Annotated in this window: 12 protein-coding genes; 2 read left to right on the top strand and 10 right to left on the bottom strand. The window is 70.0% G+C overall.

Annotation, left to right across the window (positions count from 1 at the left end):
- Positions 1-31: 31 nt before the first annotated feature.
- Positions 32-1729 (top strand): amidohydrolase, encoded by a 1698-nt coding sequence (locus OHT21_RS40770; RefSeq protein WP_328773264.1) that lies wholly within the window; start codon positions 32-34, stop codon positions 1727-1729.
- 128 nt (positions 1730-1857) lie between these two features.
- Entirely contained in the window at positions 1858-2430 is a 573-nt protein-coding gene (locus tag OHT21_RS40765; RefSeq protein WP_165341274.1) for a MarR family winged helix-turn-helix transcriptional regulator, read from the top strand.
- 21 nt (positions 2431-2451) lie between these two features.
- On the opposite strand, the gene OHT21_RS40760 is transcribed toward OHT21_RS40765, so the two are convergent.
- The 10 genes from OHT21_RS40760 to OHT21_RS40715 form a co-directional block, all read right to left on the bottom strand.
- Entirely contained in the window at positions 2452-3165 is a 714-nt protein-coding gene (locus tag OHT21_RS40760) for a gamma-glutamyl-gamma-aminobutyrate hydrolase family protein (RefSeq protein WP_328773263.1), read from the bottom strand.
- On the bottom strand, positions 3162-4652 hold the full coding sequence (locus tag OHT21_RS40755; protein ID WP_328773262.1) for an aldehyde dehydrogenase: 1491 nt from the start codon (positions 4650-4652) through the stop codon (positions 3162-3164). Before OHT21_RS40755 ends, OHT21_RS40760 begins: the two co-directional genes overlap by 4 nt.
- Positions 4653-4868: 216 nt before the next feature.
- Positions 4869-6326, bottom strand: coding sequence for an APC family permease (locus OHT21_RS40750; protein WP_328773261.1), 1458 nt, complete (start codon positions 6324-6326; stop codon positions 4869-4871).
- Between the two features lie 191 nt (positions 6327-6517).
- Positions 6518-7183 (bottom strand): TetR/AcrR family transcriptional regulator, encoded by a 666-nt coding sequence (locus OHT21_RS40745; protein ID WP_328773260.1) that lies wholly within the window; start codon positions 7181-7183, stop codon positions 6518-6520.
- Positions 7184-7208: 25 nt separating this feature from the next.
- Positions 7209-8054, bottom strand: a complete 846-nt coding sequence (locus OHT21_RS40740) for a fumarylacetoacetate hydrolase family protein (RefSeq protein WP_328773259.1) — start codon at positions 8052-8054, stop codon at positions 7209-7211.
- A gap of 14 nt (positions 8055-8068) precedes the next feature.
- Positions 8069-8995 carry a 3,4-dihydroxyphenylacetate 2,3-dioxygenase gene (locus OHT21_RS40735; RefSeq protein WP_328773258.1) on the bottom strand — a complete coding sequence of 309 codons (927 nt, stop codon included), beginning with the start codon at positions 8993-8995 and terminating at the stop codon, positions 8069-8071.
- Positions 8988-10448: an aldehyde dehydrogenase gene (locus OHT21_RS40730; RefSeq protein WP_328773257.1), complete on the bottom strand. Its 1461-nt coding sequence runs from the start codon at positions 10446-10448 to the stop codon at positions 8988-8990. Before OHT21_RS40730 ends, OHT21_RS40735 begins: the two co-directional genes overlap by 8 nt.
- Positions 10449-10562: 114 nt before the next feature.
- The gene (locus OHT21_RS40725; protein ID WP_328773256.1) at positions 10563-11375 is read right to left on the bottom strand and encodes an acetoacetate decarboxylase family protein; all 813 of its coding nucleotides are present in this window, start codon (positions 11373-11375) and stop codon (positions 10563-10565) included.
- A 10-nt stretch (positions 11376-11385) separates the two neighbouring features.
- Entirely contained in the window at positions 11386-12594 is a 1209-nt protein-coding gene (locus tag OHT21_RS40720; RefSeq protein ID WP_328773255.1) for an NAD(P)/FAD-dependent oxidoreductase, read from the bottom strand.
- Positions 12595-12599: 5 nt separating this feature from the next.
- A complete protein-coding gene (locus OHT21_RS40715) occupies positions 12600-12788 on the bottom strand; it encodes a ferredoxin (RefSeq protein WP_126396150.1) in 189 nt (62 codons plus the stop codon).
- Between the last annotated feature and the right edge of the window lie 133 nt (positions 12789-12921).

The following is a 12921-nucleotide window of genomic DNA, read 5'->3' as shown; positions in this document are numbered from 1 at the left end:
CCACGACCTTCACGTCCAAGAGAGGTTTCGCGTGAGCGACAACGCCCCCACCCTCATCCTGACCGGCGGCCAGGTCCTGACCGTCGACGACGGCTTCACCGTGGCCGAATCCGTGGCCGTGCGCGGCAGGACCATCGTCGCCGTCGGCACCGACGCCGAGATCCGCGCCCTGGCCGGGCCCGGCACGCGCGTCGTCGAACTGGGCGGCCGGACCGTACTGCCCGGCATCAACGACTCCCACCTGCACGGGGCCGCGTACGGCATGACCAAGCCGCCCTTCGCCATCGCCGTCGGCCATCCGGCGGTCGCGTCGATCGCCGACATCGCCACCGCCGTGCGGAGTCAGGCGGAGGCCTCCCGGCCCGGCGAGTGGATCATCGGCCTCGGCTGGGACCCCGGCTACCTGGCGGAGTGCCTCGCCGACCCCCGTCGCTTCCCGCACCGCCGGGATCTCGACGCCGCGGCGCCGGACAACCCGGTCTGTCTGACCGACTTCTCCTCGCACATGGTGTGGGTCAACAGCGCGGCCCTGCGCCAGTGCGGCATCGACGCGTCGATCGTGCCCCCGTCAGGCGGCGTCATCGACCTCGACCCGGACGGAGAGCCCACCGGCATCCTGCGCGAGGCCGCCCAGGGACTCGTCCAGGCCGCGCTCCCCTCCCCCACTGTCGCCCAGCGCCGCCAGGCCATCCAGAACGTGATCGCCGAACTCCACTCGCGCGGCATCACCAGCTACACCGAGCCCGGCCTCGGCCCCGGCGGCACGACGACCCTGTTCGGCGGGCTGAGCACCGACAACTGGACCGCGTACGCCGACCTCGCGGCAACCGGCGACCTCGAAGCCCGGGTCAGCGTTCTGCTGCTGCCCGCGCCGATGGGCGGCTCCGCGGACGACGTACGCAAGGGCCTGGCCGAACTGCGCCGCCCGGAGTCGGCCGACCCACGGCTCCTGCGCGCCATCGGCGTCAAGATCTTCGCCGACGGAGTACCGCCGAACCGTACGGCGTGGATGAACGAGCCGTACGCCGACGGCGGCCACGGCGCGCTGTGCGTGCACGGCGACACTCCCGCACTCCAGGTCGACGAGCTGCGCGAGATGATCCGGATCGCCCACGAGGCGGGCTTCCAGCTGGGCGTGCACGTCACCGGCGACCGGGCCATCGACACGGTCGTGGACGCGTTCGTCGCGGCCGACGAGGCGGCACCCCGGCCCGACGCCCGGCACTACGTCATCCACGGCGACTTCATCGGTGCCGGCAGCCTCGCGAAACTCGCCGCGCACGGTTACGGCATCAACATGAACCCGGCCATCAAGTGGACCATCTCCGACCTGATGGACGAGGTGGTGGGTGCCGAACGCTCCGCCTACCAGTGGCCCGTACGGTCCGCCGTCGAGGCCGGGATCGCGGTCTGCGCCAGCTCCGACGCGCCGATCACGGAGCCCGACTGGCGGCAAGGAGTGGCCGCGATGATGTTGCGGGAGTCGAAGGCGAGCGGCCGGCGCAGCGGCCCGGAGCAGTGTGTGGGCCTCGCCGAGGCCCTGCGTGCGTACACGGTCAACGCGGCCCGTCAGGACTTCGCGGAGGAGTGGAAGGGGTCCATCGAGGTCGGCAAGGTCGCGGATCTGTGCGTCATGGACCGTCCACTGCTGGAACTGGGCCCCCACGACATCACGGACGCGGAGGTGGACTTGACGGTGTTCGACGGACGTGTCGTCCACGAGCGCTGAGCGCCACGCGGTCGTGACACCACAAGAGTGGCCGAGGGCAGGCACCGCCCTCGGCCACTCCCTTCGTACAATTTGAGGCCGAACGGTCAATGCAGTACGAATGGTCAACGCAGTACGAGGGAGCGCCCGTGCCCGGCCAGCGATCCATCACCGAAGCCGAGAAGCTCGCCGCGGCGAAACTCGGCGGCATCCCGATCCGCCGGGACCAGATGGCGGCCGTGGCCAACATCTACCGGGCCGCCTCGGCGGTACGCCAGCACCTGGAGAACTCGGTGCTGCGTAGCTCCGACCTGACCTGGACGGCCTTCGTGGTGCTGTGGGTCGTGTGGGTGTGGGGCGAGTCGGAGACCCGGCACGTGGCCGAGGAGGCGGGGATCTCCAAGGGGACGCTCACCGGTGTTTCCCGCACCCTGGAATCGCGTGGGCTGCTCCGGCGGGCCGGTCATCCCTCGGACGGCAGGCTGGTCCTGCTCAGCCTCACCGACGAGGGTGAGCGGCTGATGCGGCGGCTGTTCCCGGAGTTCAACGAGGAAGAGGCGTTCGTCACCGGGCAGTTGACGGACGAGGAGTGCCGGAACCTGGCCGAGGGCCTGCGGAGCGTAGTGCTGCAGGTCGAGGAGAACGGCGAGGAGCGCCGCCAGTCACTGCTGAACGGCGCCGAGCCCGCTCCTCGCCGCAGCGGGCGGCGTCCGAAAGGCTGAGAGGTCTTCGCTGCGAGAGCTTCAGTAGGCCGCTCGCACCAGCGCCGCGAAGAGACCGTGCTGGGCGGCGTCCTCGTGCGCGGTGTCCTCGGGATGCCACTGGACGGCGGTGAACCAACCGCGCGCTCCGGGGAGTTCGAGGCCTTCCGGGGTGCCGTCGGCCGCCCGTGCGGTGACCTCCAGACCGTCACCGAGGCGGTCCACTCGCTGGTGGTGGTAGCAGGAGGCGTCCGCCTTCTCCGCTCCGGTGGCCTGTTCCAGCAGGGTGCCGCGCCGGATCGCCACCGGATGAACGAGGTGCCGGTGTTCGCGCTCGGGGCCGCCCATGTCCTGTTCCAGGGTGCCGCCGAGGGCGACGTTGACGACCTGCATACCTCGGCAGACCGCCAACAGGGGCAGACCCAAGTCCAGGCTCCGGCGGGCGACTTCGAGGTCGAAGGCGTCCTGGAGGTCGTCGACGTCGTAGACGCTGTCGTGTGTGTCGGTGGCGCCGTACCGGTTCGGGGCGAGGTCGCCGCCGCCGGGGAGCAAGATCCCGTCGAAGCGGGCGAGGCGGGCCGCCACGTCGGTGTCGGAGGGGTCGGCCGGGTGGATGCTCACGGGTTCGCCACCGGCCCGCCATACGGACTCGATCAGGGCACGGGCGTTGACTTCGGCGGCGTAACGCAGTGCGGAGGTGGTGGCGGCGAAGCGGGCCGGGATCGCGATGAGGGGACGCGCGCATGTACGGGTCACAACCGGATCCAGGTGGTCTTGAGTTCGGTGTACTTCTCGAGGGCGTGGACGGACTTGTCCCGGCCGTTGCCCGACTGCTTCATGCCGCCGAAGGGGACGGTCAGGTCGCCCTCCTCGTAGCAGTTGACCCAGACCGTGCCGACCTTCAGCGCTCGCGAGACCTTGTGCGCGGTGGACAGGTCGGAGGTCCACAGGCCCGCCGCCAGGCCGTACTCGGTGGCGTTGGCCAGCCGTACCGCTTCCTCCAGGTCGTCGAAGGTGAGCACCGACAGGACGGGGCCGAAGATCTCCTCGCGGGCCAGCCGCATGCCGGGGCCCACCCGGTCGAAGACGGTCGGTTCCAGGTACGTGCCTCCCGTGCCGGTGAGGATGCGGTCGCCGCCGGTCCGCAGCCTGGCGCCCTCGGCCAGACCCGTGTCGATGTGGTCTCGTACGCGGCTCAGGTGGGCCTCGCCGGCCAGGGCGCCCATCTCGGTGGCCGGGTCGAGGGGGTCTCCGACCCGCAGATCCCGGGCTCGCGCCACGACGGCCTCGACGACGCGTTCGGCAATCGATGAGTGCACCATCAGCCGGGACGGGGCGGTGCACATCTCGCCCTGGTTGAAGAAGATGCCCCAGGCGGCGGTGGCGGCGGCCTTCTCCAGGTCGGGGGCGTCGGGAAGGACGATGTTGGGTGACTTGCCGCCGAGTTCCAGCCAGACGCGCTTGAGGTTGGAGTCGGCGGCGTAGTGCAGGAAATGTCGGCCTACGGCGGTCGAGCCGGTGAAGGCCAGGACGTCGACGTCGGGGTGGAGGCCGAGGGCGCGACCGGCGACCGGTCCGTTGCCGTTGACGACGTTGAGCACGCCCGGCGGCAGCCCGGCCTCGGTGGCGATCCGGCCCAGGAGGAGCGCGGACAGCGGCGAGTTCTCCGACGGCTTCAGTACGACCGTGCAGCCGGCGGCCAGTGCCGGGGCGATCTTCCAACCCGCCAGTGTCAGCGGGAAGTTCCACGGTACGACCGCGCCCACAACCCCGGCGGGCTCCCGGGTGACGAGCGCGAGGGCGTCCGGTGCGGTGTGCGGGGACTCGTCGGTGAGCTTGTCCGCCAACTGCCCGTACCAGCGGAAGGTGTTGATGACGGCACGCAGCTCGATCGCGTACGCGTCCGTGATCGGCTTACCCATCTCCAGGCTGACGGCGAGCGCGAGCGTCTCGCGCCGCTCCTCCAGCAGATCGGCGATCCGTACCAGCAGGCGGCCCCGCTCGGCGGGCGCCAGGCGCGGCCACGGACCGGCGTCGAAAGCCCGGCGGGCGGCGGCCACGGCCGCGTCCACCTCGGCGGCGCCCCCGTCGGCGATCCGGGCCACGACCTGGCGGTCCCGGGGCGAAACGGCCGCGAAGGTCTCTCCCCCGCCATCCTCGTCAGCGCCGTCGATGTGATGGGCACCGGACACCTCGAAGGTCTTGGCGCGGCGCAGCCACTCGTCGTGGGTGATGTCCGGCATGCGTGGCCTCCAGCTCACAGCAGTTTATGTCATTTGATCTCAAACGATATGAGTCACAAGGGCCGTCTACAAGCCCCGACAACTCCTCACGGCGACCCAGGAGAGCCGCGCCCGTGCGGTCCGGCCCCGGCCGGGACCGGACCGCACGGGCGCGCGTACGCCTCCGCGGCAGCCTCCTGGCCGTACGCCAGCCGACGAACGACCGCCTACCGCATGTCAGTTGACGACCGCCGCCTTGCCGCGCGTCAACCGGGCCGCGACCACTCCCGCGACCAGGACGGCCGGGACGGTGAGCTCCAGCCACAGAGCGGTGCTCTGCTCGCCGCCGATGAGCGTGGTGAAGTTCTCGACGATCAGCCAGATCGCACCGACGATGCCCAGTGCGCCCAGGGCCGGGGCGATCAGGGTGTTCCAGGGCCGGGCGTCCAGGCGTTCCCGGCGGAAGAAGGCGATCACGGAGACCGAGGTCAGGAAGTACAGCAGCATGATTCCCAGGACGGCCACTCCGCTGCCCCAGGAGAACAGGGTCAGGACGGGGTCCTTGTCGGCCAGCGCGAAGGGCATCACCAGCAGGACGGCGATGGCCGTCTGGACGAGGCCTGCCACGCCTGGGGAGTGGTGACGGTTGATCGACGTCAGCCTTCGGGGCAGCAGCCCGTCGCGGCTGAGGGAGAACAGGTAGCGGTTGGCGGAGTTGTGGAAGGCGAGGATGCCCGCGAAGAGCGAGGTGGCCAGCAGGATGGGCAGGACGTCGTTGACCCAGGTACCGAACTGGTCCGCGATGGGCGCGAAGACGAAGGCCGTCGAGTCGCCGCTCTCCAGCGCTTTGCCGGCGGCCGCGGTCGCGTTCGAGGCGCCGTAGGCGGAGATCAGCATCCAGGAGGCGAAGGCGAAGAAGCCGGTGACGAGGGCGACGGCCAGATACGTGGCTCGGGGCACCGTCCTGCGGGGTTCGCGCGCCTCCTCGCCGTAGATCGCGGTCGCTTCGAAGCCGATCATCGAGGCGACGGAGAACATCAGCGCCACGCCCGGGGCGCCGTCGAGGGCCGCCCCCGGCGAGAAGGACTGGCTGAAGCCGAGGCCCTCGGGTCCGCCGCCCTGGACGAAGGTGACGAGCGCGAAGGCGCTGAGGATGCTGAACTCCGCCAGCACGAAGACCGCCAGCACCTTGGCACCCATCTCGATGCCCGAGGCTCCCAGGACCTGGACGATCGCCATGGTGACCAGGACACACACCCACCAGGGCACGTCCACCCCGGTGTGGTGTGCCAGCAGTCCGCTCACGGTCGCTCCGTACAGGCCGTACATGGCGGCCTGGATCGCGCAGTACGCGAAGAGCGCGACGCCCGCGCTGCCGGTGCCGACGTGCCGGCCGAGACCCTTGCCGATGTACGTGTAGAAGGCGCCGGCGTTCACGACATGCCGACCCATGGCCACGAAGCCCACCGAGAACAGCAGGGTGATCACCCCCGCCGCCACATAGGTGGCAGGGGCGCCGGGTCCGTTGCCGAGCGCGACGGAGAGGGGGACGGCGCCCGCGACGCCGGTGAGCGGTGCCTGGGCGGACAGCACGAAGAAGAGGATGCCCAGGACGCCGAGGGAGTTGGGCTTGAGCTTGCCTTGGGTGGAGGCGTCGGGCGCGGCCTGGTTGCCGACCGCTGTCTGACTGTCCACTCGGATCACCTGCCAGAGAAAGGGAGAGGGTCGTTTCAGGCCAAACGAGTTGCCTCATCGTGGGCGGGAACTATCCGTTTGGCAAGGGGGTACGTGCTCCGGGATTTCCGCCGGAGTTGTCCTCAGCGCGTTTCCGGGCAGCGCGAACGCGGCCCAAATGCCCAGTCGGGACGTCCTGTTGGGCTTCTTGACTAGCGGTCTGCCGAGCCGGTGTCGCCGTCAGCTTCGGCTTCGGCTTCGGCTTCAGTTTCGGCTTCGGCTTCGGCTTCGAGGAGCCGGAGCAGGTGGCGCAGCTCCTCGACGGCCGCGTCGGTGGTCTCGGGCTCGCCGAAGACGAGCTGGTGCAGCACGATCCCGTCGAGGGCCGCGAAGATCAGTCGGGTCAAGGGGTGGTCTGCGTCGTGGGGCAGGATCCGGGACAGTTCGCGCTTGGTGGCGTCGAAGTAGGCGTCGTACAGCGCGCGGATCTGCGGCAGCAGCTCCGGCCGGCGCCGGGCCTCCAGCAGCAGCTCGTACTGGAACGCCTGTATGTCCGGATCCGCCGTGACCATCTCGGAGAGCCCGACCGAGAAGTCGGCGACCTTGCCGGTCCCTGGTTCGAGCGCGCTGGTGCTCAGCGAGGTGCGGATCGCATGGGCGAGCGCCTCCTCGATCAGTGCGTCCCGCGAGCCGAAGTGGTGGACGACCAGCCCGTGCGTGGTCCCCGCCTCCTGCGCGACGGCCCGGTAGGTGAGCTTGCGCAGCCCGCCCCGCGCCACGACCCGCACCGCCGCGTTGAGCAGGGCCTCGCGCCCCTCCCCGTAGTTCATGCGCCTGCGCGGCTCACGACCTTCGGGCTGCTCGGCGGACTCGGTCATGCTGGTGACCCTACCCGCCCGCCGTTCACCGCCGGGGTGGACGGATGCCGCGGAACTCCCAGTCGCCGCCGAGCGCCGTGGACAGCACCTCCTCCGATTCGGTGGGCTGGGCGCCGACGTCGGTGCGGATGGGGGTGGGGCCGGTGACGACGTGGTTGGTGAGGCGGCCCAGGCCCTCGACCTCGACTTCAACGACGTCGCCGGGCTGGACGGGACGGGAGTTGGCAGGGGTGCCGGACAGCAGCACGTCACCGGGGTACAGGGTGATCGTGCGCGCGATGTCGGCGACGAGGTAGTGCATGTCCCACTTCATCTCGTCGGTCGAACCGTCCTGGACCACTTGGCCGTTGACGTACGTGCGCAGGCTCTTGCCGTGGAAGTCCCAGTCGGTTACCAGGCCCGGGCCGAGCGGGCAGAGGGTGTCGGAACCCTTCACCCGGAGCATCGAGCCGGCGTCGGTGTCGCGGAAGTCGTGCAGGCCGTAGTCGTTGGCGATCGTGTAGCCCGCGATGTACGTCCCCGCCTCGGCCGGCGCGATGTTGCGCGCGGTCTTCCCGATGACGATGGCGACCTCGCCCTCGTAGTTGAGCCACTTGCAGCCGTCGGGGCGGACGATCGCGCCTTTGTGCGCGTTGAGGGCCGAGGTCGGCTTGTGGAAGTAGGTGGGCGTGTCCGGGAGTTGGATCTGGAACTCGTCGACGCGGCTGCGGTGGTTGAGGTGGACCGCGATCACCTTGGACGGGACGACCGGGGGCAGGTGATGCGCCTCCTCGGTCTTGACGCGGCGGCCGTCCCCGGCGACGAGTTCGTCCCCGTCGACGGTGACCTCGACGGCGGCGCCGTCGAGCAGGATGCGGCGGTATTCGGGCATGGCGGTACTCCTCGTCAGGACTGAGCGGCGGGGGTGGGCAGTCCGTTTCCGGTCCAGCCGTCGGCCGGACGGTCGAACCACAGATGGACCTGGCCGGTGCCGACGGAGTTCTCGTACTCGCCGTACTGCCGGGCCTTCGCGACGCACGCCTGCTCGCCGAGCGCGCCGGCCATCATCAGGTAGTGGAAGAACTTCGCCTCGGGCTTGAACTTCCAGAACTCCCCCATGGTGTCCAGGACCTTGTCGTGACGGCCCTCCTTGAACCACGCGATGCGTTCATAGTCGGCCTCGCGGGCCTCCGGCGTGCGGATGTGCACCGGGTCGCTGGCCTCGTGGTCGCGGATCTCGCGCAGCGGCCAGAAGGTGTGCGACAGCGCTCCCGAGGCGATGAGCAGGACGCGCCGCCCGGGGGTGGCGGCGATGCCGTCGGCCAGGGCACGGCCGAGGCGTAGGTGGTCCTCCATGTCGCCGGTCTGGCAGACGCCGATGCTCACCCAACGCTTGTCCGGAAGCCCCTCGCCGAGGAACTTCCACAGGTTGATGGTGGCGTAGTAGATCGGCAGGTAGTCGTCGTCGATCGCGGTGATCCAGGTGCCGTGCTTGTCGGCGAACGAGGCGATGTTGTGCGCGAGTTCGGGATCGCCGGGAAAGTCGTACGGCATCCGGCACATGCCGCGCGGCAGCTCCTCGGAGGTGAACAGGCCGGCGCGACGCTGCTGGGCGGTGACCACGAACTCGACGGTGGTGGCCCAGTGGGAGTCGAGGACGACGACGGTGTCATACGCGTCCGCGGCATCGCGCTCGAAGACGTCCTTACGGAGCTGCTGGAGGCCGGTGACGAGGGTGATCTCCTTGCCCTCGTTCAGCTCCAGCCGGTCCGCTTCCGGCAGCACGATGGTGGGCACGTGGGCGAGTAGGCCCGCCCCGACGATCTCACCCATGGTTGTTCCATCCGTTCGGGGCGGTCACGGTGTTCTTCAGGTCGCAGTAGAAGTCGAAGCTCCAGGTGCCGCCCTCCCGGCCGACACCGGAGAGGCGGGAGCCGCCGAAGGGCGCCTGGAGGTCACGTACGAAGAAGCAGTTGACCCAGACCGTGCCCGCCACGAGCTGGTCGCTGACGCGTTCGGCGCGCTCCCTGTCACCGGTGGCGAGGGTGGCGGCGAGCCCGAAGCGGGTGCCGTTGGCGAGGTGGACGGCTTCTTCCTCGGTGGCGAAGGTCTGGAGGGTCAGTACCGGCCCGAAGACCTCTTCCTGCACGATCTCCGAGTCCTGGGCGACATCCGTGAGGAGCGTCGGCGCGTAGTACTGCCCTTCCTTGCGGTGCCCGCCGATGACGACGCGCGCCCCGGCCTCGACGGCCCGCTGCACGAAACCGTCGATCTTCTCCAACTGCCGGGGGTGGATGTTGGGCCCGATGTCGGTGGCTTCGTCGCGCGGGTCGCCCTGCTTCAAGGCGGTGGCCTTCTCCACGAAGCGGCGCGTGAACTCCTCGGCAATCGATTCCTCGACGAGGATGCGGGTCGCGGCGAGGCAGACCTGCCCGGCGTTGTCGTACTGCTCCACCGCGAGGTCGACCGCGAGGTCCAGATCGGCGTCGGCGAACACCAACAGGGGTGATTTACCACCGAGTTCGAGGCTGAGCGGGGTGAGGTTCGGCGCGGCGGAGGCGGCGATACGACGCGCCGTCGGCACCGAACCTGTGAAGCTGATCCGGCGCACGTCCGGGTGCGAGGTGAGGGCGTCGCCGATCTCGGCGCCGTAACCCTGGACGACGTTGAGGACACCGGCGGGAAGCCCGGCCTGGGCGGCGATGTCGGCGAGCAGTGAGGCGGTCAGCGGGGACCACTCGGCCGGCTTGAGGACGACGGTGTTGCCGGCCGCCAGGGCGGGGGCAACCTTCCATGTGGCCAGCATGAGCGGGGCGTTCCACGGGGTGATCAGCACCGACGGGCCCGCTGGATCCCAGCTCACGTGGTTCGTGTGGCCTCGCGTCTCGAAGTCCTCGTGCTCGAGCTTCAGCAGCCAGTCCGCGAAGAAACGGAAGTTGTGGGCGACGCGCGGCATGACGCCCCGCCGGTGGGAGCGGAGCAGGGCGCCGTTGTCGCTGGTCTCGACGATGGACAGCTCTTCGATCCGCTTCTCCACGCCGTCGGCGATGGCGTGGAGGATGCGGGCGCGTTCGGCGCGGGGGGTGGCGGCCCAGGAGGGGAAGGCGGCTTTGGCGGCGGCCACGGCGGCGGTGGCCTCCGCCGGGGTGCCGCGGCTGATCTCACCGAGGACGCTTCCGTCGATGGGAGAGAGGTCGGTGAAGGTGCCTGGAGAGGCTAGGCGTTGGCCGCCGATCCAGTGCCGGGTGTCGACTGTGACTCCGGCGACGGTGATGTGGTCAGGCATGAGGGAAAGGGCTCCAATCAAACACGGGGTGGGGCGCCACCATCAGGGGCGCGGGCTGTATCGATATGCGGCTCTGCTGCGTGGCCACGAACAACCCGGAGCGGGCCACGAACCTCACTCGGCAGACGCTCCCGACGTACCGACCTCCAGCAGCCGCCCGCCGTCCCAAACCACCCCAACCTGCCGGTAGTACGCAGCAATCGGCTCCCGAACCTCCAACCGCGCCAGCTCCTCCGTAGGCGCCTCGAACAACTCCAACTCGGCGTCGCCGACCCACGGTTGCCCGCCCTCAAACGACGCCGCCCCGGACTCGATCAGCTCATCCAGAGCGAGCCCCTTGCCCTTCTCAATGGACGGCAGCCACCGGTGATGCACCATGGGATGCCCGTTGACGAACCCGTTCGTCTCCGACGGCTCCCGCAACGTCACCACGACCTGCGCCAGCCGCCGGTCAGCGGCGGCAAGCGTGGCCCCAAACCGAGCCCCCGCCTCAACCCGCGGAGCGGGCCCGTACTGATGAGGCCGCGTCTGGTGAATGGACCCGAGCTTCTTCGGATACCCCTGGTGCAGCCCGCGCGCGATGGCGAAGTCCTTGTCGACCCAGATGTAGACGCAGCGTGAGTACGTCTGCCCCCGGAACTTGCAGCGCACGACGGCGAAGGCCTCCTTGTACTGCGACAGCACCGGATCCAGCAGCTCGTCCCGGGACTCCGAGCAGGACTGCCAGTCGGCCCAGATCAGCGCTACGGCACCCGGGTCCTCGTCGGCCAACTCCAGTGGCTCGGGCAGCAGTTCACGTACCCGCGAGGGATCCGTGCGGTACTCGACGGTCAGCAGATCACCGGAGTAACGCCACGGCGGCGACGGAATCAGCGACGAGGCACCGCTCGCCGTCTTGGGATGGAAGTAACCACGGAGACTGGCCACTTGGAGCTCCTTACGCGGTGAGGGCGGGCTGCTTGAGCAGGTGGGCGCGATACTTGGCGGCACCCATCGCGGCCGCTTGGCCGCCGAGCGCGACGACGCCGACGAGCCGTCCGTCGACGTGATAGCCGACGAGGACGTCACCGTCCGGCTCGCCGTCCAGCACTCGCACGTCATCGAGGCCGAGACCGGGCGCCCCGAACGACTGGAGCCGGAAGTCGTGCTGGTCGCTCCAGAAGGTGGGAAGCGGGGCAAAGGGCGCCAACTCCACGTCCGCACCGGCCAGATGAGCGGCCAGCGTCTTCGCGGCGTGCTTGGCGGTATCGGTGGGGATCGACCAGTGCTCGACCCGACGAGGTACGCCGTCGTAGCGGGCGTTGGGGAAGCGGGCGACGTCGCCGACCGCGACCACCTCCGGATGTCCGCCGGCCCGCAGGTGCTCGTCGGTGAGCACACCGTCGGACAGGTCGAGCCCGTTGCCCTGAAGCCAGTCGGTGTTCGCGACCGAGCCGACCGACTCCACGACCACATCGGCGGGCAGCACGGAGCCGTCGTCGAGGACGACACCGGTCACCCGGTCGTCGCCCTCGAACCCGGCGACTCCCGTGCCGAGGGCGAAGCGCACCCCCCGCTCCTCGTGCCGCTTCAGCAGCACGCGGGCGAGCAGTTCGCCCAACGGGCCCACCATGGGCAGGGGCAGTGGATCGACGACGGTCACCTCGCGAACGCCGAGTCCTACGGCGGTGGCGGCGACCTCGCAGCCGATGAAACCGGCGCCGACCACGACGACACGGGCGCCGGGCCGGGTCAGTTCGGCTCGCAGACCTTGGGCGTCGGCGAGCGTACGGACCGTATGGCGGCCGCCGAGCAGGCCGGGGCAGCGCAGCCGACGAGGCCGCATGCCGGTGGCGACGACCAGACCGTCGTACGAGAGAGCCGATCCGGTGTCGAGTTCCACGGTCCGCTCGGCGAGGCGGGCCGCGACGACCTTCGTACCGAGCAGCCACTCCACGTCGGCCGTCGACGCCTTCGGCGTGAAGGCCAGCGACTCGAACGGCACCTTCCCGGCCAGCACTTCCTTCGACAACGGCGGCCGGTTGTACGGCATATGGGGCTCGTCCCCCACGACGGTGATCGCGCCGGTCCAGCCCGCCGCGCGCAGTTGCTCGGCGGCGCGCAGGCCGCCCATGGAGGCGCCGACGACGACGATGCGTCCGGTCACGGTGCTCAGTCCTCGATCCGAATGGCCTGCAGCGGACACACGTCCGCGGCCTCCTCGACCTCGTCGCGCAGCGCGTCGTCCGGATCGGAGACGTACGCCAGGTGGCCGGAGTCGTCCATCGAGAAGACGTCGGGGGCCGCGAAGACACACTGGCCGTGGTCCTGGCACTTGTTCATGTCGACGACGACCTTCATGGCCGGTCCTCCAGGTGGTGAGGGCGTCGGGCAGGGCGGGGACGGTTCGGTGGGAGGGGCCCGGCCGCCGTGCGCTCAGGCGCCGCGCGGCCGGGCCCCTCTGCCAAAGGGATGCGAGGAAGCCACACCCCTG

Origin of the sequence: Streptomyces sp. NBC_00286 (assembly GCF_036173125.1) — a bacterium.
Classification (GTDB): domain Bacteria; phylum Actinomycetota; class Actinomycetes; order Streptomycetales; family Streptomycetaceae; genus Streptomyces.
The sequence above is the reverse complement of the archived record's forward strand: the minus strand, read 5'-3'. Positions and strand labels throughout refer to the sequence as shown.

Coding starts and splice junctions, on each gene's coding strand:
- OHT21_RS40730 (WP_328773257.1), bottom strand. CDS start 10,448: ATGCCTGACCACATCACCGTCGCCGGAGTCACAGTCGACACCCGGCAC.
- OHT21_RS40745 (WP_328773260.1), bottom strand. CDS start 7,183: ATGACCGAGTCCGCCGAGCAGCCCGAAGGTCGTGAGCCGCGCAGGCGC.
- OHT21_RS40715 (WP_126396150.1), bottom strand. CDS start 12,788: ATGAAGGTCGTCGTCGACATGAACAAGTGCCAGGACCACGGCCAGTGT.
- OHT21_RS40755 (WP_328773262.1), bottom strand. CDS start 4,652: ATGCCGGACATCACCCACGACGAGTGGCTGCGCCGCGCCAAGACCTTC.
- OHT21_RS40740 (WP_328773259.1), bottom strand. CDS start 8,054: ATGCCCGAATACCGCCGCATCCTGCTCGACGGCGCCGCCGTCGAGGTC.
- OHT21_RS40735 (WP_328773258.1), bottom strand. CDS start 8,995: ATGGGTGAGATCGTCGGGGCGGGCCTACTCGCCCACGTGCCCACCATC.